The 18,794-nt window shown below is 72.9% G+C and carries 14 protein-coding genes and 1 pseudogene; 5 read left to right on the top strand and 10 right to left on the bottom strand.

The genetic code is table 11. From position 1 onward, the window contains the following. Positions 1-8 precede the first annotated feature (8 nt). Positions 9-2,405, bottom strand: coding sequence for a glycoside hydrolase N-terminal domain-containing protein (locus ACFYUS_RS29365; protein WP_388858531.1), 2,397 nt, complete (start codon positions 2,403-2,405; stop codon positions 9-11). 47 nt (positions 2,406-2,452) lie between these two features. Next, positions 2,453-3,469, bottom strand: coding sequence for a LacI family DNA-binding transcriptional regulator (locus ACFYUS_RS29360; protein ID WP_388858529.1), 1,017 nt, complete (start codon positions 3,467-3,469; stop codon positions 2,453-2,455). 229 nt (positions 3,470-3,698) lie between these two features. Between ACFYUS_RS29360 and ACFYUS_RS29355 the strand changes: the two genes are divergently transcribed. From ACFYUS_RS29355 to ACFYUS_RS29335, 5 genes and pseudogenes are all read left to right on the top strand, one after another. Continuing rightward, entirely contained in the window at positions 3,699-4,994 is a 1,296-nt protein-coding gene (locus ACFYUS_RS29355) for an ABC transporter substrate-binding protein (RefSeq protein WP_388858526.1), read from the top strand. Positions 4,995-4,998: 4 nt separating this feature from the next. Continuing rightward, positions 4,999-5,961 carry a carbohydrate ABC transporter permease gene (locus tag ACFYUS_RS29350; protein ID WP_388858522.1) on the top strand — a complete coding sequence of 321 codons (963 nt, stop codon included), beginning with the start codon at positions 4,999-5,001 and terminating at the stop codon, positions 5,959-5,961. Between the two features lie 15 nt (positions 5,962-5,976). After that, positions 5,977-6,822, top strand: a complete 846-nt coding sequence (locus ACFYUS_RS29345) for a carbohydrate ABC transporter permease (protein WP_388858519.1) — start codon at positions 5,977-5,979, stop codon at positions 6,820-6,822. Beyond that, positions 6,819-7,805 (top strand): annotated as a pseudogene (locus tag ACFYUS_RS29340) (DUF5107 domain-containing protein); the annotation flags it as partial. The gene ACFYUS_RS29345 and the pseudogene ACFYUS_RS29340, both read left to right, overlap by 4 nt. 995 nt (positions 7,806-8,800) lie before the next feature. Then, positions 8,801-11,260, top strand: coding sequence for an RICIN domain-containing protein (locus ACFYUS_RS29335; RefSeq protein ID WP_388858516.1), 2,460 nt, complete (start codon positions 8,801-8,803; stop codon positions 11,258-11,260). A gap of 180 nt (positions 11,261-11,440) precedes the next feature. On the opposite strand, the gene ruvB is transcribed toward ACFYUS_RS29335, so the two are convergent. The 8 genes from ruvB to ACFYUS_RS29295 form a co-directional block, all read right to left on the bottom strand. Beyond that, positions 11,441-12,628, bottom strand: coding sequence for a Holliday junction branch migration DNA helicase RuvB (ruvB, locus tag ACFYUS_RS29330; RefSeq protein ID WP_388858714.1), 1,188 nt, complete (start codon positions 12,626-12,628; stop codon positions 11,441-11,443). 80 nt (positions 12,629-12,708) lie between these two features. After that, positions 12,709-13,878, bottom strand: a complete 1,170-nt coding sequence (recA, locus tag ACFYUS_RS29325; protein ID WP_388858513.1) for a recombinase RecA — start codon at positions 13,876-13,878, stop codon at positions 12,709-12,711. 73 nt (positions 13,879-13,951) lie between these two features. After that, on the bottom strand, positions 13,952-14,458 hold the full coding sequence (locus ACFYUS_RS29320) for a single-stranded DNA-binding protein (protein WP_388858510.1): 507 nt from the start codon (positions 14,456-14,458) through the stop codon (positions 13,952-13,954). Next, positions 14,448-15,317 carry a hypothetical protein gene (locus ACFYUS_RS29315; protein WP_388858507.1) on the bottom strand — a complete coding sequence of 290 codons (870 nt, stop codon included), beginning with the start codon at positions 15,315-15,317 and terminating at the stop codon, positions 14,448-14,450. The genes ACFYUS_RS29320 and ACFYUS_RS29315 overlap by 11 nt, the downstream gene beginning before the upstream one ends. Then, positions 15,314-15,829 carry a hypothetical protein gene (locus ACFYUS_RS29310; RefSeq protein ID WP_388858504.1) on the bottom strand — a complete coding sequence of 172 codons (516 nt, stop codon included), beginning with the start codon at positions 15,827-15,829 and terminating at the stop codon, positions 15,314-15,316. Before ACFYUS_RS29310 ends, ACFYUS_RS29315 begins: the two co-directional genes overlap by 4 nt. After that, positions 15,826-16,782 (bottom strand): ATP-binding protein, encoded by a 957-nt coding sequence (locus ACFYUS_RS29305; RefSeq protein ID WP_388858501.1) that lies wholly within the window; start codon positions 16,780-16,782, stop codon positions 15,826-15,828. The genes ACFYUS_RS29310 and ACFYUS_RS29305 overlap by 4 nt, the downstream gene beginning before the upstream one ends. A 259-nt stretch (positions 16,783-17,041) precedes the next feature. Continuing rightward, a complete protein-coding gene (locus ACFYUS_RS29300) occupies positions 17,042-17,923 on the bottom strand; it encodes a RecB family exonuclease (RefSeq protein ID WP_388858498.1) in 882 nt (293 codons plus the stop codon). Between the two features lie 53 nt (positions 17,924-17,976). Continuing rightward, the gene (locus ACFYUS_RS29295; RefSeq protein WP_388858495.1) at positions 17,977-18,582 is read right to left on the bottom strand and encodes an antibiotic biosynthesis monooxygenase; all 606 of its coding nucleotides are present in this window, start codon (positions 18,580-18,582) and stop codon (positions 17,977-17,979) included. Positions 18,583-18,794 lie beyond the last annotated feature (212 nt).

The following is an 18,794-nucleotide window of genomic DNA, read 5'->3' as shown; positions in this document are numbered from 1 at the left end:
GCGCGGCCTCAGCGGGTGACGGACAGCCGGTACGCCGTCCCCGCGCGGGCTTCGATACGGAGACGCGGTCCGGAACCGGTCCTGCCGAGGTCGATGTCGGCCTCGGCAGGGGCGCCGCCCGCTTCGGTGACCGTGAGGTGCGGCGGGGTACCGGCGGGGAGCTGGACCGTGAGGGTGCCGCTTCGGGTCGCGTCCAGGACGGCCTCCGTCAGGACTCCCCCGGCCCAGTGGAGGTCGACGCCGGTTCCGCCCCGCGCGCGCAGACCCGTCGCCGAGCCCGTGGGCCAGGCCTCCGGGAGCGCGGGCAGCAGGCGCAGGACGCCGTTGTGGCTCTGCAGCAGCATCTCGCCGATCGCGGCGGTGATCCCGAAGTTCCCGTCGATCTGGAAGAGGTCCGGCGGGTGCAGGCCGAAGAGGTTGGGGGCGGTGTACTGCGCGAGGAGGGTCCGCACGCTCTCGTGGGCGAGTTCCGCGTCGCCCAGACGGGCGGCGAGCGCGGCCGTCCAGGCGCGGCTCCAGCCGGTGCTGCCGCTGCCGTGCTCGAGGCGGCGTGCGAGGGCACGCCGGGCCGGTTCGACGAGGGCGGGGGCGGTGAGCGGGTCGATGGCGTCGCCCGGGTAGAGGCCGTAGAGGTGGGACAGGTGCCGGTGCCCCGGGTCCTCCTCCGGCAGGTCCTCCCACCATTCGAGCAGACGTCCCTCCTCGTCGGTGCGGGGCGGGCGCAGCCGCGCTCGTACGGCGTCGAGGGTGTCCGCGAAGTCGTGGTCCACGGCCAGGAGCCGGGCCGCCCCGGCGGTGCGGCCGAGGAGTTCCGCGGCGAGCCAGTGGTCCATGGTGGCGCCGGCCGACACGGCGGCCAGGCCGCCGCCCGGGAGGCGGAAGTGGTGTTCGGGCGAGGTGGACGGGCAGGTCACGAGGGTTCCCTCGCCGTCCTCGGTCAGGAGGTCGAGCAGGAACTCCGCCGCGCCCCGCATCAGCGGGTACGCCCGCTCCGCGAGGAACGCGCGGTCCCCGTCGAAGAGGTGACGCTCCCACAGGTGCGCGCAGAGCCATGCGCCCGCCATGGGCCAGTTCGCCCAGGACGGCGATCCGGACACCGGGTGGGTGCCCCGCCAGAGGTCGAGGTTGTGGTGGACGGTCCAGCCGCCGGCTCCGTAGTAGGTGACGGCCGTGTGCGCGCCGGGTCCGGCGAGGTCCGCGATCAGGTCGAGGAGCGGTTCGTGGCATTCGGCGAGGCCGGTGGTCTCGGCGTGCCAGTAGTTCATCTGCAGGTTGATGTTGGTGGTCCAGTTGGCGTTCCAGGGCGGGGCGACCTCGGTGTTCCAGATGCCCTGGAGGTTGGCGGGCTGGGTGCCGGGGCGCGAGGAGGCGATCAGGAGGTAGCGGCCGTACGCGAAGAGGAGCGCCGCGAGCCCGGGATCGTCCCGGCCGGCCCTGAGCCTTTCGTCGGTGGGGAGTTCCGGAGCCTCCGTGCTCAGGTGCAGTGCGGCTCGGCGGTAGAGACGTCGGTGGTCGGCGACGTGTGCGGCGAGCAGCTTCTCGTACGGGAGGCCGGCGGCGGCGTGCAGGAGGCGGCGCACCTCGGCGACGGGCCCGTCGTCGGGGCCGGCCGGCGGTGTGGTGGGCCCCCGGTAGCCGGTCCCGGCCGCCACCAGGAGGAGCACCTCGTCCGCCCCGTCGACCCGCACCGTGCCGTCGGCCCGGGTGACGCGGCCGCCCGTGGCGATCACGCGGAGTCCGGCCGCGAAGCCCATGCCCTCGTCGGCGGCGTAGCGCGCCGGGTCGTCCTCTCCGAAGGAGAGGTGCGCGGGTGCCCGCCCCGACAGCATCGCCCCGGTTCCGTCGCCGGAGCGGCGGGCGTTCGGGTGGGGGGTGTGGAGGCGCGCGGTGAGGTCCACGCATCCGCCTCCTCCCGCGGTGATGCGGGTCACGAGCACGCCGGCCGGTGCCGAGACGAAGGACTCGCGGAGGAGTTCGGCGTCACCCGTGCGGTACGAGACCCGGTGCACGGCGGTGTCCAGGTCGAGTTCGCGGAGGTAGTCCTCGACCGGCTCGTCGTCTCCGCAGGTCAGACGGAGGGTGGCGAGCGGCTGGTACGCCTGGGAGTACGGGCCCTGCATCCGCTCGGCGAGCGCCTCGGCGGCGCCGTGATCGCGGTCGGCGAGGACGGCGGCCCGGAGCGCCGGAAGGTGCTCGGCCGCACCGGCGCGGTCGCGGGGGCCGGGGCCGCCGGACCAGAGGGTGTCGGCGTTGAGGTGCGCGGTCTCTCCCGTGCGCCCCTGCTCCCCCGCCCCGTACAGCAGCGCGCCGAGCCGCCCGTTGCCGAGGGGCAGGGCTTCGAGGAAGCGGGTGGCGGGGGCGCGGTACCAGAGGCGGTCCGCGGGAGGTCGGCGGTCCTTCGGCAACGGAGGTGTCCTTTCGGGGTTCGGAAGCCGCCGCGCACCCCGCACGCTCACACCCCGGTGGACCGGGGCGGGCGCGTGCTGTCGCGGACGACGAGCTCGGGCCGCAGCAACTGGAGCGAGTTGACGACGGTGCCCGACTTGGTGAGGGCGCGCAGCAGCAGTTCGACGGCCTGGCGGGCCATGTCGCGGGTGGGGACGGCGACGCTGGTGAGGGCCGGCCGTCCGAGGCCGGAGCGCAGTTCGGGGTCGTCGTCGTGGCCGACGAGGGAGAGGTCGTCCGGTACGGAGCGCCCCGCGGTCCGCGCGGCCTCCAGGACTCCCAGGGACAGGATGTCGTGGGTGGCGAAGATCGCGGTCAGCGCCGGGTCGGCGGCGAACGCCGCGTTCGCCGCGGCGAAGCCGCCGGCCGCGCTCGGCTCGGCCGCCAGGTGGACGGCGCTGTCGGGGACGGTCAGGCCGTCGTCGGCGAACGCGCGCCGGAACCCGGCCACGCGGGGGGTGTGGTCCGGGCTGGCCAGGACGGCCACGCGCTCGTGACCGAGCTCGCGCAGATGGCGTCCCGCGAGGTAGCCGGCGTGCTCGTAGTCGATGGTGACCACCGGGAGGTCGGCCGGCGCGTCGGTCTCCCAGGCGCACAGGGCGACCGGGAAGCGGGCGTCGGCGAGGAGCGGCAGATGGTCGATGAGGTCGCGGTCGCCCGCGATCAGCAAGGCGTCGACGGAGCGGCTGGTGAGGCCGGCGAGGTGCCTGCGGGCCCGCTCGCCGTCGAGGCGGGTGGTGCAGAGGAGCAGGTGGTAGCCGTGTTCCTCCAGGACGTCCTCGGCGGTCTCGACCACATCGGAGTAGAAGGCGCCCGCCACGGTGGGCACGAAGAGCCCGACCGTCTTGGTGCTCCCGGTGGCCAGGGACCGGGCCACCAGGTTGGGCGTGTAGCCGAGCTCGTCGATCGCGGCGCGCACGCGGGCGGCGGTCGCGGGACGTACGGCCACACGGCCGCTGAGGACGTTCGAGACGGTCTGCTTCGTGACGCCGGCGCGTTCGGCCACGTCCTGCATCGTCACCATCAGCGCTCCCTCATTTGACCGGTCCATCAAGGTGGCTCGAACGTAAAGGTCTTGCCTGAAACGAGTCAAGCCTCCTTGATCGATTCCTCGGGTCGAATGTGCAGTGATCGGGCATCAACACCCCACAATCGCACACGATCGATCATCAATTCCCGCCAAGGGTCTTGTTTTACCGGTCAATTGGCCTCTACGGTTCCCAACCATTCAGCACCACCGAGAGGACACCCCCATGCGTAGATCCCCCCTGCCCTCGGTCACCCGCACCGTGGGAGCCCTCACCGTCACCGCCCTCGCCTTCGGGCTCAGCGCGTGCGGCGGCGACTCGGGCGGCGACGACGCGAAGAGCTTCACCTACTGGTCGATGTGGCGGGCGGACGAGCCGCAGGGCCAGGTCCTGAAGGCGTCGATCGCCGAGTTCACCAAGTCGACGGGCATCAAGGTCGAGGTCGACTGGGTCGGTCGTGACGTGTCGAAGAAGATCGGACCGGCGATCGCCGCGAACAAGGCCCCCGACCTGTGGGACCAGGCCAACGACGCGATCTTCGGCGCCGTCGCCTCGGCCGGTCAGGCCCGCGACCTGTCGTCCGTCCTCTCCGCGCAGGTGCCCGGCGAGAACGTCCCGGTCTCCCGGGTCATCCCGGCCAAGTACTTCGACATGCTGCCGAAGGACCCGGGCGGCTCGAACCACTACGTCATCCCGTACGAGGTCGCCACGACCGGCCTCTACTACAACGCCGCGGACCCGGACGTCAGCGCGGCGATGCCGAGCGCGCCGACGGACTGGGCCGGCCTGCTCAAGGTCTGCGACACGCTCAAGGCCAAGAAGAAGCCCTGCTTCGCCTCCGAGGGCGAGGACTACTGGACCAACGGCCTCTACTTCGACTACCTGCTCAACGCGGGCGGGGTCGACGTGAGCAAGCTCGCCGCGGACGGGTCCGGTGCCGCCTGGGACGACCCGGCGGTCCTCAAGGCCGCGCAGCAGGTCGAGCAGATCGTCAAGGGCGGATACCTCGTCCCCGGCTACGACGCGACGAAGTACCCGGCGCAGCAGACCAACTGGGCCGGCGGCAAGGCCGGCTTCCTCATGAACGGCAGCTGGGTCACCGCCGAGGTGGCGAAGCAGGTCCCCGCGACGTGGAAGTTCGGCTCGATCCTGCCGCCCGGGACGAAGAGCGCGGACGCGACGCTGTTCGGCTTCTCGATCCCGAAGAAGGCCAAGCGCGTGGAACCGGCGGAGAGGTTCATCGCCTTCTTCATGCAGAAGAAGCAGATGGCGGGCATGGCGACGACCGCGCTCAACATCACCCCCCGCGAGGACATCCCGGCCCCGGCCGGCCTCGAGGCCGCGCAGAAGGCGCTGAGCGGCGCGACCGTCCGCCTGCCCTTCGACGGCGTCGCCGGCGAGTGGCCCGCGAAGGTCTTCAGCCAGAACTACCTCGACCTGTGGCACGGCAAGACCTCCGCCGCGCAGTTCGTCGCGAAGTGCAAGGCCGACCAGGTCTCGTACGCGAAGACCCAGGGCTGAGACCGTGGCCACCACGCTCCACGACCGCCCCCGGACGGACGCCGTCCGGGGCGCCGGCCGGGCCCGCCCCCATCGAACGGGCCCCCAGGCCCGTCAGCAGCGCCGGATGTTCCTGCCGTTCACCGCACCCGCGATCCTCGCGTACGCCGTCCTCTTCCTCGCCCCGGTCGGCTACGCGATCTGGACCAGCCTGTACAAGTGGGACGGCATGGGCGAGATGGAGTGGCGCGGGCTCAAGAACTACCGGTTGCTCTTCGAGGACCCGTTCTTCCGGACCTCGCTGGTCAACACCCTCAAGCTGATGGTGATCGGCGGAACGCTCACCTTCGCGATCAGCTTCCTCCTGACCCTGGTCCTGCGGGAGATGAGGGCACGGCTCTTCGCCAGGTCCGTGCTGTTCTTCCCCTGCCTGGTCAACGGCATGGTGTTCGGGATCGCCGCGGGGTTCCTGTTCTCCCCGGACGGCCCGGTCAACAAGGCGCTGCACTTCCTCGGGGTCACGACCCCGCCGAAGTGGCTGTCGACGGACAACCTGCTGCCGATGATCCTCGGCACGCTGATCTGGACCGCGACGGGCTACTACACCGCCATCATCATGGCCGCCGTCGACCAGATCCCGCCCCACCTCTACGAGGCCGCCGAACTCGACGGCGCGAACGCCTTCCAGCGCTTCCGCCATGTGACCCTGCCGTGCGCGTGGGACGTCATCTCGGTCTGCGCGGTGCTGTGGACGGTCAGTTCGGTGAAGATCTTCGAGCTGATCCTGCTGTTCGGCGGCACGAGCAGTTCCTATCCGCCGGCCGAGAGCTGGAACACCGCGCTGTACGTGTACACGCAGGCGTTCCCGCAGGCCACGGTCCCCCGGCTCGGCATGGCCACGGCGGCCGCGCTCGTCAGCCTGGTGATGGTGACCGTGGTGACGGTGGTCATGCGGCGGCTGATGCGCCGCGAGCCCCTCGAGTACTGAGAAAGGTCACAGCACATGCGAAGCAGACACGGGTCGTCCGGCCCGGTGAGACGGATCGCGACGGCGTTCGTCTGGTGCGTGGTGGCCGCGGACCTCCTGCTGATCCTCTGGATCGCGCTGACGTCGGTACGGGGCAGCGCCGACATCCTGCACCAGGCCTTCGGGCTTCCGCTCCCGCCGCACTTCGGCAACTACGCCAAGGCGTTCGACGAGGGCGGGTTCGGACCCGCCGCGCTCAACAGCGTCGTCGTCTCGACGGCGTCCTCGCTGGTGGCCGTGGTACTCGCCGCACCGTGCGCCTACGCCCTCGCGCGCCGCCGCACACGGACCTCGTCCGCGCTCACGATGACCTTCGCGATGGGTCTGGGCGTGCCCGGCCAGGTCCTCGTGGTGCCGCTCTTCGTGGGCATGGCCCAGGTGGACCTGACCGACAGCCAGTTCGGCCTGACCCTCGTCTACGTCGGTCTCGCGATGCCCTTCACCGTCTTCATGCTGACGGGCTTCTTCTCCGGCATCCCGGCGGTACTGGAGGAGGCCGCCGCCCTGGACGGCGCGGGACCGCTGCGGTCCTTCGTCCAGGTCGTGCTGCCGGTGGCCCGGGGCGGGCTGATCACGGCCTTCCTCCTGCAGTTCATCAGCGCCTGGAACGAGACCCTGTTCGCCCTCGTCCTCACGCACAGCCAGGAGCAGATCACGCTGCCGGTGGCGCTCGCGTCGTTCGTCGCCTCCGCGCAGCTCAACGGGCTGGACTACGGAACGATGTTCGCCGGAGTCTGCGTCATCCTCGCCCCGATGATCGCGCTGTTCTCCTGGATGGGGACGCGGATCATCCAGGGCATGACCGTGGGGATCGGCAAATGACCCGGCGCCTGGCCTCGACGCTGCGCACCGACGTCCTGCCGATCGAGGGGGCCGCCGACCCGGTCGGCACGCTGCCGATCCTGCACGGCATCTCCTCGTACACCGCGGAAGGCGCCGGGATCGACGACGAGATGCGCCGGAACCTCGCGTACGGAGCCCCGCACACGCTGCTCCCCTACACCCGGCAGGGCGTGTACGACCGCGAGCGCTCCGCGCGCGAACTGCCCACCGTGGTCCTGGAGAACGAGCACCTCACCGCCACCTTCCTGCCCGGGTACGGAGGCCGGCTCTGGTCGCTCGTCCACCGGCCCACCGGCCGCGAGCTGCTGCACCGCAACCCCGTGCTCCAGCCGGCCAACCTCGCCCTGCGCGACGCGTGGCCGGCCGGGGGCGTGGAGTGGAACCTCGGGACGACCGGTCACTGGCCGCTGACCTGCGAGCCGCTGCACGCGGTCCGGGCGAGCGCGCCGGACGGCACGCCGGTGCTGCGGATGTTCGCCTTCGAGCGGCTGCGCGGCCTCGTCCTGCGGATGGACGCCTGGCTGCCGGCCGGCTCGCCCGTCCTCCTCGTCCACGTCGGCGTGCACAATCCGGCGGAGGAGGAGACCCCCGTCTACTGGTGGTCGAACATCGCCGTGCCGGAGCACCCCGGCGTACGGGTGCTCGCACCGGCCGACCACGCCTTCCACTGCGACTACGTCAGCGACCTGAAGCGGGTGGGCTTCCCGGTCGTCGGGGCCGAGGACCGCAGCTACCCGGGCCGGGCCGCCCGGGCCGCCGACCACTTCCTCGACGTCCCGGCCGGCGAGCGACGCTGGATCGCCGCACTCGACGCGAGCGGTACGGGTCTGGTCCAGACGTCCACGGACCGGCTGCGCGGCCGCAAGCTCTTCTGCTGGGGCACGTCCACGGGCGGGAAGCACTGGCAGGAGTGGCTCTCCGGCCCCGGCTCGTCGTACCTGGAGATCCAGGCCGGCCTTGCCCGTACCCAGCTGGAGCACCTGCCGATGCCCGGCGGAGCGACCTGGTCGTGGGTCGAGGCGTACGGGCTCCTGGAGGCCGACGCCGAGGCCGTGCACGGCCGTTGGGGCGAGGCCCGGCGGGCCGCGGCCGACGCCCTGGACCGGCTGGTGCCCGCCGCGGAGCTGGACCGCGCCCTGGCCGAGGCCGACGGGTTCGGCGAGCCGGAGGCCCTGCTCGCCGAGGGGTCCGGCTGGGCCGCCCTGGAGATCGAGGCGGGCCGCTTCCCCGCCTCTCCCCTGCTGCCGTTCGGCATCCCGGGCGCCGAGCAGGAGCCCTGGCGGCAGCTGCTCGCGACCGGCGCGCTGCCGGTCGGCGACCCGCCGGCCGCTCCCGTCACCGGGGCGCACTGGAGGCGGCTCCTGGAGAAGGGCGCGGACGACTGGCACGCCCTGTACCACCTGGGTCTGCTGCGGCTGGCCGACGGGGAACGGGAAGCCGCGCGCGGCGCCTGGCGGCGCTCGCTCGCCGAGCGGCGTACGCCGTGGGTCCTGAGGGCCCTGGCCTTCCTGGACGATTCACCCGCCGGGGCCGCGGACCTGATGGCCGAGGCGCACCGACTGCGCCCGGAGCTGTTCGAGCTGACCGTCGAGGTGCTGGAGGCGCTCCTGCGGGCCGAGCGCCCGGAGGAGGCGCTCACCGTCGTCGAGGCGCTGCGCGGACCGGCCCGCGGCCACGGCCGGGTCCGTCTCGCCGAGGCCACGGCCGCGTACGCGCTGGGGGCGAGGAGCGGGTGCGGCGGCTGCTCGCCGAGGGGATCCGGGTGGACGACATGCGTGAGGGCGAGGTGTCCCTCGACCGGCTGTGGCTCGCCGCGCACCCGGGGAAGCCCGTGCCTCCGGAGTACGACTTCCGAACGACGGAAGACTGAGACCCGGCCCCCTGTCTCCGCCGCAGGGGGCCGCCCATCGGGCAGGTGTGTGTCATGCACACCTCATCACCCCCACAGGGAGGACCAGTGTCAGCCGCTCGAAGAAGGTTCCGTGGCGCTCTCTTCGCCACCGCCCTCACCGCCGCCGTCGCCACGGCGACGACGTCCGCGCCCGCGTCGGCCACGGCCACCGCCGCCACCTACACGGTGTCGATCGGATCGGTCGGAAGCTACGCGTACCCCACGGACACCCCGGCCGCGACGTACATCGACAAGGACGGGACGTTCTACTTCCAGCAGTCCGCCGCCCTCTACGGGGCGAACGACCCCCGGTACTGGGACTTCTACACCGGAAAGGACCTGGAGTCCGCCACCAGGTCGCCGATCAGCGACGCCGTGAACCCGGCGAACAGCTCCGACCGGAACAACAACACCACCTGGCGCTGCAACAACAGCCCCACCGGAGCGGAGTCCACCCCCGCCCCCGCCGGCTCCGGCTACTCGCAGAAGAACTACTGCGACCTCGTCGGCACCTGGGTCGACCCCGACACCGGCGACTGGTACGGCCTGGTCCACAACGAGTTCACGCCGCAGCCCTTCGGCGACGGGCTGCACTACGACGCCATCGACTACGCCAGGTCCACCGACCAGGGCCGGACCTGGACCGTCGAGGGCCACGCCATCACCTCCGCGTACAGCACCGCCCGCGGCGACAACGCGGCCTTCCCGAACCAGACGTACCACTACGGCAACGGCGATCCCCGCCTGTTCGTGGACACCGCCTCGGGCTACTTCTACGTCTACTACGGCTCCCGCGTCATCCCCAAGGGCGGCGTCGGCGGCGGCAACGGCGGCCTCGCGCACGTCGCGCGCGCCCCGATCTCCGGCAAGATGGCCGGCGGTTCCTGGCAGAAGTGGTACGACGGCGCCTGGACACAGCCCGGCGTCGGCGGCAGGGAGAGCAACATGGTGCCGGTCACCGCGAACAACCCCAACGGCTACACACCGGTCGCCGACGACTACGACCCGGCCAACACCGGCAGCGTCGACCAGCAGGTCGCGGCCGGTCAACTCCCGCCCAAGTCGGACCTGTTCATCATGAACATCGCCTACGACGCCCACCTCGGCCTGTACATCGGCGAGCCCGAGGTCGTCACCGGCACGGCCCCGCAGCGCTTCTACGCGACCGACGACCTGGCCAGCCAGAAGTGGACCCTGATCGGCGACAGCGGCAGCTACACCTCGGGCTCCTGGTACCGCTGGTTCCTGGACAGCGTGAACCGCACCGACTCGACGATCGTCGGCAAGACCTTCCGTTCCTACTGCTCCATCAGCTGCGCGACCTCCGACGGCGAGTACGCGAACGTCACCGTGGACACGAGCGCACCGGCCGCTCCGGTCGACACGACCAGGACCTACCGGATCGCCGGCGGGAACGGCCGGGTCCTCGCCCAGGTCTCCGGCGGCTCGGCGACCACCTCGGTGGCCTCCGCCACCGGCTCCGCCCTGGAGTCGTGGACGTTCCTTGCCCACGGCGACGGCTCGTACCGGATCGTCAACTCCACGACCGGCGGGCTCCTCGGCGTCGACTCGACCGCCACCACCAACCGCGCCTGGGGCACCCGACCCACCGTCACCGCGGCCGGCAGCGGCGGCGCGAGCGCCGGGCAGCAGTGGTGGATCGTCCCCAGCACCTCGAACCCGGGGACCTTCCGGCTGGTCAACCGCTACAGCGGCCTGGTGATCGGCATGTCCGCGACCACCGGCCGCCTGGCCGAGACCACGCCCGGCCGCTCCTGGACGGACAGCACCGGCAACGCGGTCGGCGGCGGGCGCACGGCCGCCGAGCAGACCCTGTCCTTCATCCAGACCGGCTCGGCCCCCGAGACGATCGTCTTCAACAGCCCGGGTGACCAGTCCGGTACGGCGGGGGCGACTGTCTCCCTCCAGCTGAACGCCACGGACAACGCGGGCAAGCCGCTGGCCTTCTCGGCGACCGGCCTTCCGTCGGGCCTGTCGATCAGCTCCTCCGGCCTGATCACGGGAACCCCGACCGCCGCCGGGACCTCTCAGGTCACGATCACCGCCTCGTCGGGAACCGCCACCAGCCAGGTCGCCCTCACCTGGACGATCAGCCCCGACTTCAGCGGAACCCACCGTCTGATCACCGGGGGCAAGGCGCTCGACAACGGCAACAGCATGACCGCGGGACGCCAGCTCACCACGGTGACCGCGGGCAACAAGACCAACCAGAAGTGGCAGTTCGTCCGCCAGTCCGACGGCTCCTACGAGCTCGTCAACGTCAGGTCGGGCCTGTGCGCCGACGTCAACGGCGGCTCCACCGCCGCCGGCACGGCGATCATCCAGTGGCAGTGCGGCGGAAACAGCAACCAGCGGTGGAACGTCCGGCAGCTCCCGGACGGCTCCGTCACGGTCACCTCGGCCCGCAGCGGCCTGCTGCTCACCACGGCCTCCACGACCAGCGGAGCGCTCGTGACCCAGCAGCCGGACACCGGCTCGGCCCTGCAACGGTGGTCGGTCGGCTGAGCACGGCACCGCGCCCCTGACGCCGGATTCCCGGGGGATGCTCCCCCGGAGCCCGGCCCGTCAGGGGCGCGGTGCCGCCGGGCGGCACCAGCGGCGCCCCTCCGGCCGTCTGCCGGTCGCACCCGGCGCAGCGGGAGGACGGCCGGTCCTCGGCGGTTTCCGTACGGGCGGCCATGGGTCTCACCGTGGCGGGGGCCGGTGCCGGGGGGCGGGCGGGGAGGTGGTCCGTCCGGTGCGGCCTCCGGGCGGCTCGTCCCGTCCGGAATCGTCACTCCGGCGCGGTCCCGGGGACGCGGCCGGGGACGGCTCGGGCGGCGGTACGAGCCCGAGGTGGGCCCAGGCGGCGGGCGTCGCGACCCGTCCCCGGGGCGTCCGGGCCAGCAGCCCCGCCCGGACCAGGAACGGTTCGGCGACCTCCTCCACCGTCTCCCGCTCCTCCCCCACGGCGACCGCGAGGGTGGCCAGGCCCACCGGTCCGCCGCCGAACAGCTTCACCAGGGCGTGCAGCACGGCCCGGTCCAAGCGGTCCAGGCCACGGACGTCGACCTCGTAGACCCCCAGGGCCGCGGACGCGATCTCGCGGGTGACCACTCCGTCCGCGGTGACCTGGGCGTAGTCCCGCACCCTGCGCAGCAGCCGGTTGGCGATGCGGGGCGTGCCGCGGGAGCGGCCGGCGATCTCGGCGGCGCCGTCGGGGTCGATCTCCACCTCCAGCAGCCGGGCGGAGCGGTGGATGACGCGCTCCAGTTCGGCCGGCTCGTAGAACTCCATGTGGGCGGTGAAGCCGAAGCGGTCGCGCAGCGGCGGGAGCAGCAGGCCGGCCCGGACGGTGGCGCCGACGAGGGTGAACGGCGGCAGTTCGAGGGACATGGCGGTCGCGTCGAGACCGGTGCCGACGACGATGTCGACGCGGAAGTCCTCCATCGCCAGGTAGAGCATCTCCTCGGCGGGCCGGGACATGCGGTGGATCTCGTCGAGGAAGAGGACCTCGCCCCCGGCGAGCGAGGCCAGGACCGCCGCCAGGTCCCCGGGGTGCTGGATGGCGGGGCCGGAGGTGATGCGCAGCGGGGCTTCCATCTCCGCGGCGATGATCATCGCCAGGGTGGTCTTGCCGAGCCCCGGGGCGCCGGAGAGCAGCACGTGGTCGGCGGTGGCGCTCCGCTGCCGCGCGGCCCTGAGGACGAGGTCGAGCTGCTCGCGGACCCGTTCCTGGCCGATGAACCCGTCCAGGGCCTTGGGGCGCAGCGCCGCCTCGGTGGCCCGGTCCTCGCCGTCGGCGGGGGCCGCGACCGGACGGTGAGCCGGCTCCGCCGCGGTGGGCCGGCCGACGCCGGTCCTGCCCGGCGCCGGCGTCTCCTCTTGGGGCATGGCCGCGCCGGGGAACACGGTGCCGCTCCGGTTCACCGGCGTGCGCCTCGTGCCGGGGTGAGGGAGCGGTGGGCTGGTCTTCACGGCCCGGCCGGGGTGCCGTCGAGGAGGACGCGGGGGGCCGGACCGGTCGTGGCCGACGAGGCCGGCCCGGTGGGGCGCCGACCGGCCGCGGCCGAGTCGAACGGCACGGTGCCGGGTGCGGCCGCCCGGTTCGCCGTCTCCGCCCGGGGCTCCGCCGCCGGGGCCTCCGGTTTCGCACCGATGCCCAGTTTCTCCCTGGTCCTCCTCTCGATCTCGTCGGTGACGCCGGGGTGGTCCCTCAGGAAGTTACGGGCGTTCTCCTTGCCCTGGCCGAGCCGGTCGCCCTCGTACGTGTACCAGGTGCCGGACCTGCGGACGAGGCCGTGCTGGACGCCCAGGTCGATCAGCTCGCCCTCACGGCTGATGCCCCGGCCGTAGAGGATGTCGAACTCGGCCTGCCTGAACGGCGGGGCGACCTTGTTCTTGGCCACCTTGACGCGGGTGCGGTTGCCCACCGCGTCCGTGCCGTCCTTGAGGGTCTCGATGCGACGGATGTCGAGGCGCACCGAGGCGTAGAACTTCAGCGCCCGGCCGCCGGGAGTGGTCTCCGGCGAGCCGAAGATCACGCCGATCTTCTCGCGCAGCTGGTTGATGAAGATCATCGTGGTTCCGGAGTGGTTCAGCGCGCCGGCGATCTTCCGGAGCGCCTGGCTCATCAGCCGGGCCTGGAGACCGACGTGGGGGTCGCCCATCTCGCCCTCGATCTCCGCGCGCGGCACCAGCGCGGCGACGGAGTCGACGACGATCAGGTCCAGGGCGCCGGAGTGGATGAGGATGTCGGCGATCTGCAGGGCCTGTTCGCCGTGGTCCGGCTGGCAGACCAGCAGGGCGTCGGTGTCGACGCCGAGCCGCCTGGCGTACTCGAGGTCGAGGCCGTACTCGGCGTCGATGCACGCCGCGGTCCCGCCCGCCTTCTGCGCGTTGGCCATGGCGTGCAGGGCCAGGGTCGTCTTGCCGGAGGACTCCGGGCCGTAGATCTCCACCACGCGGCCGCGCGGCAGGCCGCCGACGCCGAGGGCGAGATCCAGGGCGATCGAGCCGGTGGGAATGACCTCGATGGGGACCCCCGGCTCATCGCCCAGGCGCATCACCGAGCCCGCGCCGAACCGTTTTTCGATCTGGGCGAGGGCGAGTTCGAGCGTTTCCTCGCGGTCCTGTTCCTTCATGGGGTCCGCCTCGGAGGGGTGCGGTGTCGGGTGCGGTGTGGGGTCGCGGCCGGCGCACGGGTGCGCCGGCCCGTCAGAAGGGGTCCTTCTCCTCGCGGGGGGCATGCCGTCCGCCCTCGGCGGGGACCGGTTGCTCGCCGTCGCCGTCGGGCCGGGTGAACGGGTCCTCGGCGGGAGGACGGGGGCCGCCTCGGGAACCGGCGGGGACGCCGGTGTGCGAGGGTTTGGTGAGCATCGCGGCGGCGAACCGCAGCGACGGGCCGATCTCGTCGGCCTCCAGCTCGATGACGGTCCGCCTCTCGCCCTCCCGGGTCTCGTACGTCCGCTGGCGCAGCCGCCCCTGGACGATGACGCGGGTGCCGCGGGTCAGGGACTCGGCGGCGTGCTCCGCCTCCTGCCGCCAGACCGAGCAGCGCAGGAACAGCGTCTCGGCGTCCCGCCATTCGTTGCTCTGCCGGTCGAAGGTGCGGGGCGTGGACGCGACGGTGAAGTGCGCGACCGTGTCGCCGGACGGGGTGAGGCGCAGCTCGGGGTCGTCGGTCAGGTTGCCGACGACCGTGATGACGGTTTCACCGACCATGGTGGCTTTCCTCTCGTGCGCCGGGTGATTCCTCACCCGTGCCTGTTCGAGTTCGACTGGGGGCGATCATCGGGTTCGCCTCGCTTCCCCCCTCCTGCTTCGGCCCTGGCTCGGCGAGCCCGGCCGCGAGGAGCCGTGCCTGGTGGGCGGGGGCCCTCCTCAGCGGGATTCCGAGCCGGGGGACGACGCAGGGACGGCCTGCGGCGGCCCCGCACCAGGGGCAGGGCACGCGGAGGAAGCGGACGCGCGGGGCGCGCTTCGAGCCGGTGAGGCGGGAGGGCGGACCGGCCGGGGTGGCGGGCACGCGCTCGACTCGCTCTCCTGAGGCGATCGCGGTCACCAGCGCGAGGAGTTCCGCACGGTAACGGCGCGGGTCGTCGGGGTCGCTGTCCGGGAGCGGCAGCGGGTTGCGGGCGAGCCGCTCCTCCCGGATCGCGCGCACCTCGGCGCGGATGTCGGCGGCGGCGATACGGGACCGCTGCCTGCCCAGCCTGGTCACGGCCGCCCGCCCGTCGGCGACGTCCAGGTCGGCGAGCAGCAGGTGCCAGGCATCCGTCGTGGTGTCCTCCAGGTGCATCGACGGGCACATCGCCGCGACCAGGGCGACGAGCTGGGCCGTCTCGGCCGGCAGCATGCGCTCCTCCCTTCCGCGGGGGAACGTCCCGGCCGACGCCGGTGCGCCGCTTCCCGCCGCGTCCACCGGCTGCTGGTACACGTACAGGACGGCCCCGCAGGCGCACCGCAGCCGCTTGTCGTCCTCGAACGTCCAGCGGCCGCAATCGAGGTGACCGGCTCGGGAGACCAGGAACCACACCGTGCCGAGCGCGTCCCGGTCGGGGTGGTCGATGACGGCGGTCATGGATCCTCACCGCCCTCGAGGGGGAGCAGACGGCTCAGGTCGAGCGTGCCGGTGTGCCAGGCGCGGGCGATCCGTTCCCGTCCGCCGGGCAGGGGGCGCAGGCTGAACGACCGCGGTTCGGAGGCCGACAGCACGCCCAGCCCCGGGATCGCCTCGCCGGTGTACGGGTCGGCGACCGGATCGAGGCAGGTCAGCCGGGCGAGGAATTGCCGCTGCCAGCCGGGGCGCACCCGGACCAGCGTCTCCACCTCGCCGGGGTGGTTGTCGGCCACCCAGACGGTGAAGGCCTCCTCGTCGGCGACCACGACCGTCGGCCTGGGGTCGACGAGGGTGAGGGTGGCGACCGGGGTGTCGTCCGGCAGGGCCACCCGGACCGACTTCAGGTTCAGCTCGGCGCGGGCCGCGCGCAGCCCCTCCAGGACCTCGTGGCGCTCGGTCCGGTACTCGGCGTCGACGGCGTCGCGCAGCACCCGGAGTACGGCGACCCGGGTGGCGTGCTCCTTGAGACTCATGCGGACTTGCCCTTCCGCTCGGTCCCGTTCTCCCGCCTGGCCCCGGCCCCGGACTCGACGTCCGCGGCGACCCTGTTCCTCGCCGCCGCGGTGCCGTGGCGCACGATCAGCTGGCCGAGCGTGCGGGTCTCCCCGGTGTCGTCCAGGACGGCGGCGCCGAGCAGGTTGTGCCGGCGGACCTCCTCGTACAGGGCGCGCAGCTCCTCGTGGTCGGCGCCCGGCGCGGTGGCCGCCGTGACGTAGTCGGCGACGGAGAGGGTGGGCTTGCCGGCCTCCAGCCAGCCGAGGACGGCCTCGGCGAACTCCGGGCCCGGCGTGTGGAGCACCGTCCCGGAGAGCGGCTTCGCCCGGGACTTGGAGATCACCAGGGTGTTCTCGTGGTCGAGATCGCCGACGATGTCGAATTCGTACTCGATGCCCTCCCGTTGCTCGGGCTTGAGCCCGATCTTGCGCGGCACCTTGCGGCCGCGCTCGTCGGCCTCCACGACGTACTCGGTCTTGGTGCGCATGGTGACGATGAGGTGGCCGGGGTAGGCGAGGAGGGCGTCGATCATCGCCCGCTCCTGGGGGCGGGCCTCCTTCCAGCCGGCGAAGCTGCCGCCCGCCCCGAGGCGCTTGGCCGCGTTGTCGACCTGCTCCAGCATCCCGCCGGTGCCGGACCAGAAGTGGCTCAGGGAATCGACGATCATGACGTCGTAGCCGTCATGGGCGGCCACCGCGAGCGCGTCGACGAGGGTGGTGGGCTGGAACGTCGTGAGCGGGAGGGTGTCGAAGGCGAACTCGTCGGCGTACTTGGCGGCGCTGCCGTGCTCGGTGTCGATCAGGGCGACCTGCTCGCCGAGCCCGGTGGCGGTGACCAGGGCGGTGTAGGTCTTGCCCGACCCGGTGGGGCCGGCGAGCGCGATGCGGGCCTTGGCCTGTTCCTTGGTGGCGGTGGTGAAGGTGAGGTTCACGCCGTTCTCCTGGCGTCTGCGACAGCGGTTCCGGGTGGGTCCGACCGGCAGGGGACGCGGTCCTCGTCCGGCAGGACGTGCTCCGCGCGACCGCCCTCGGATCGAATATGCATTCGAATTACTGTCTGCATCCACGCTAGGCGCCCAAGAGGGAACAATCCACCCTTTTCCGCAAGAAAAATGCAGGAAAGGGTGAAATGTCAGCCAGGGAGCGTATAATGCCCTCCCGCACCTGCGTGGGTGTCGGATGCCTCCGGTCTCAGCCGGCGTCGGCGGCCGGGCGCTCGCCCTCCCCCGCGGCCGGGTCCGTGACGGGCAGGGGATACGGCGGCGGGGTGCCGCCCCAGGCCGGGCACAGCGCCCGACGGGGGCACCGGCCGCACAGCCGGCTCGGGCGCGGGGGCCGGTCGCCCGTCCGCGTCGCCCGCCCGATCGCGTCCCCCAGCACCGGCAGCTCGCGCTCCACGGCCCGCGGATCCCCCTCCGCCGGGTCGTGAGTGAGCACGTCCCCGCTGCCCGGGCAGACCGGCCGCCACAGCACCAGGGCGTAGAACTCCGGCTGGAACGGCGCGTCCGCCGCACACGCGGGCCGGGGCGCCCGGCCGGTCTCGTGGTCGACGATCCGCACCTCGCCGGTCGGCGCCACGTCCACCCGGTCGATGATCCCGCGCGGCCTCAGCCCCGAGTCCAGCGTGGTCGTGACGGACGGCTCCCGTTCCGCGGGCTCCAGCCGGGCCGGGTCCTCCGGGGTGGACCACCGCTCGACCAGCCGCTCCGCCGTGGCCGGCCACTCCGCGCCCCGGTCCGAGGCGGGCGCTCGGCCGTCCCGCGCGAACGACTCCGCGGGCTCCGGCCGCGCCGCCACCGGCCGCTCCCGCGCGCCCGCCACCACGGCCCGGGCCCGGACGGCCGTGCGCTCCGCCGCCGGGACGTCGAAGAGCCGCTCCGGTACCGCGTGCGCCGGCACGCCCCGAGCCGCCGCGTTCGGCTTCTCCGGCAGCCGGTCGATCGCCCGGAACCGGTGGAGCAGCGGGCACCGCGTGAAGTCGCCCGCCCGCGACGGCGACAGCGACGACGGCGGCGCGGCGGGCCGGAGTGCTGCGGGCGGGGCCGGTGCGCCGGAAGTGTCGATCGGCTGCACACCCCTGACCTTACGCCGGAGGCCGACGCACCGCCCCCGCCCGCGGAGGCGGCCTACCGGCGTTCGAGCATGACCACCTCGAACTCCTCGAGGCCGCAGATGGACACCCCCGTCTTCGTGACCGCTTCGCCGCGGGCCGCCGACTGCTGGCCGCGGGAGGCCGCCAGCGCGGCCTGATCGGTGTAGATCACACCCACGCTGCCCCGGCCCCTGGCCCGGTCGAGGAGCATCGCCGCGGTCTCGAAGCCCGCGATGGCCCGCACCTTGGGCAGCGTGGTGCCCCGGAACGTCTCCACCAGCAGGTCGGCGCCGGACGGGTCGACATCGAACCGTGTCAGGCGGAAACCCGCGCCGGGTCCGACCTGCGCGGGAGGAGTGAACACCGCCGCCTCCCAGCTGTCGACCGTCAGGGTGTTCGCGAACGGCGCCAGCATCGTCGCGCGTCGCTCCTTGAGCTGGTCGTCGCTGTTCCGCAGCGCCTGTTCGCTCTCCCACCAGGAACCCGTGAGGATCTTGCCGAGCTCGCGGTCGGTGAACAGCGCGAAGCCCCGGTATCCGGGCTGGCCGGCCAACGCCCTGGGGGCCTCCTCGCGGAGCGCGTCCACGCACTCGTCGATCTCGGCGGGATCACCGATGGCGTAGATGGTGCGAACGTACATGGGGTGCGCTCCTGTTCATCGGGCCGACGCTCGCCGGGACGGCTCTCTTCTCACCGCTTCCATCCGAGGCGCCCACGCGGCCGGGAGCAACGCGGACGGACCGTTCGGGCGAACAGCGGCAAGGCAGGACCGCCGGCGGCGACCGCCCCGCGCCGGTCTCCCGCTCGGCCTCCGCCTCGCTCACCGTGCAACGCACCGGATCGAGGAGCGGC

This window comes from Streptomyces sp. NPDC004284, from assembly GCF_042874035.1.
Taxonomy (GTDB): Bacteria; Actinomycetota; Actinomycetes; order Streptomycetales; family Streptomycetaceae; genus Streptomyces.
Note: the sequence above shows the minus strand (reverse complement) of the source record. Positions and strands in the feature narration are given on the sequence as shown.

Excerpts from the sequence above, each read along its gene's own strand:
- ACFYUS_RS29355 (WP_388858526.1), top strand. The coding sequence starts at position 3,699 with ATGCGTAGATCCCCCCTGCCCTCGGTCACCCGCACCGTGGGAGCCCTC.
- ACFYUS_RS29345 (WP_388858519.1), top strand. The coding sequence starts at position 5,977 with ATGCGAAGCAGACACGGGTCGTCCGGCCCGGTGAGACGGATCGCGACG.
- recA (WP_388858513.1), bottom strand. The coding sequence starts at position 13,878 with ATGAAGGAACAGGACCGCGAGGAAACGCTCGAACTCGCCCTCGCCCAG.
- ACFYUS_RS29310 (WP_388858504.1), bottom strand. The coding sequence starts at position 15,829 with ATGAGTCTCAAGGAGCACGCCACCCGGGTCGCCGTACTCCGGGTGCTG.
- ACFYUS_RS29295 (WP_388858495.1), bottom strand. The coding sequence starts at position 18,582 with ATGTACGTTCGCACCATCTACGCCATCGGTGATCCCGCCGAGATCGAC.
- ruvB (WP_388858714.1), bottom strand. The coding sequence starts at position 12,628 with ATGCCCCAAGAGGAGACGCCGGCGCCGGGCAGGACCGGCGTCGGCCGG.
- ACFYUS_RS29315 (WP_388858507.1), bottom strand. The coding sequence starts at position 15,317 with ATGACCGCCGTCATCGACCACCCCGACCGGGACGCGCTCGGCACGGTG.
- ACFYUS_RS29360 (WP_388858529.1), bottom strand. The coding sequence starts at position 3,469 with ATGGTGACGATGCAGGACGTGGCCGAACGCGCCGGCGTCACGAAGCAG.
- ACFYUS_RS29320 (WP_388858510.1), bottom strand. The coding sequence starts at position 14,458 with ATGGTCGGTGAAACCGTCATCACGGTCGTCGGCAACCTGACCGACGAC.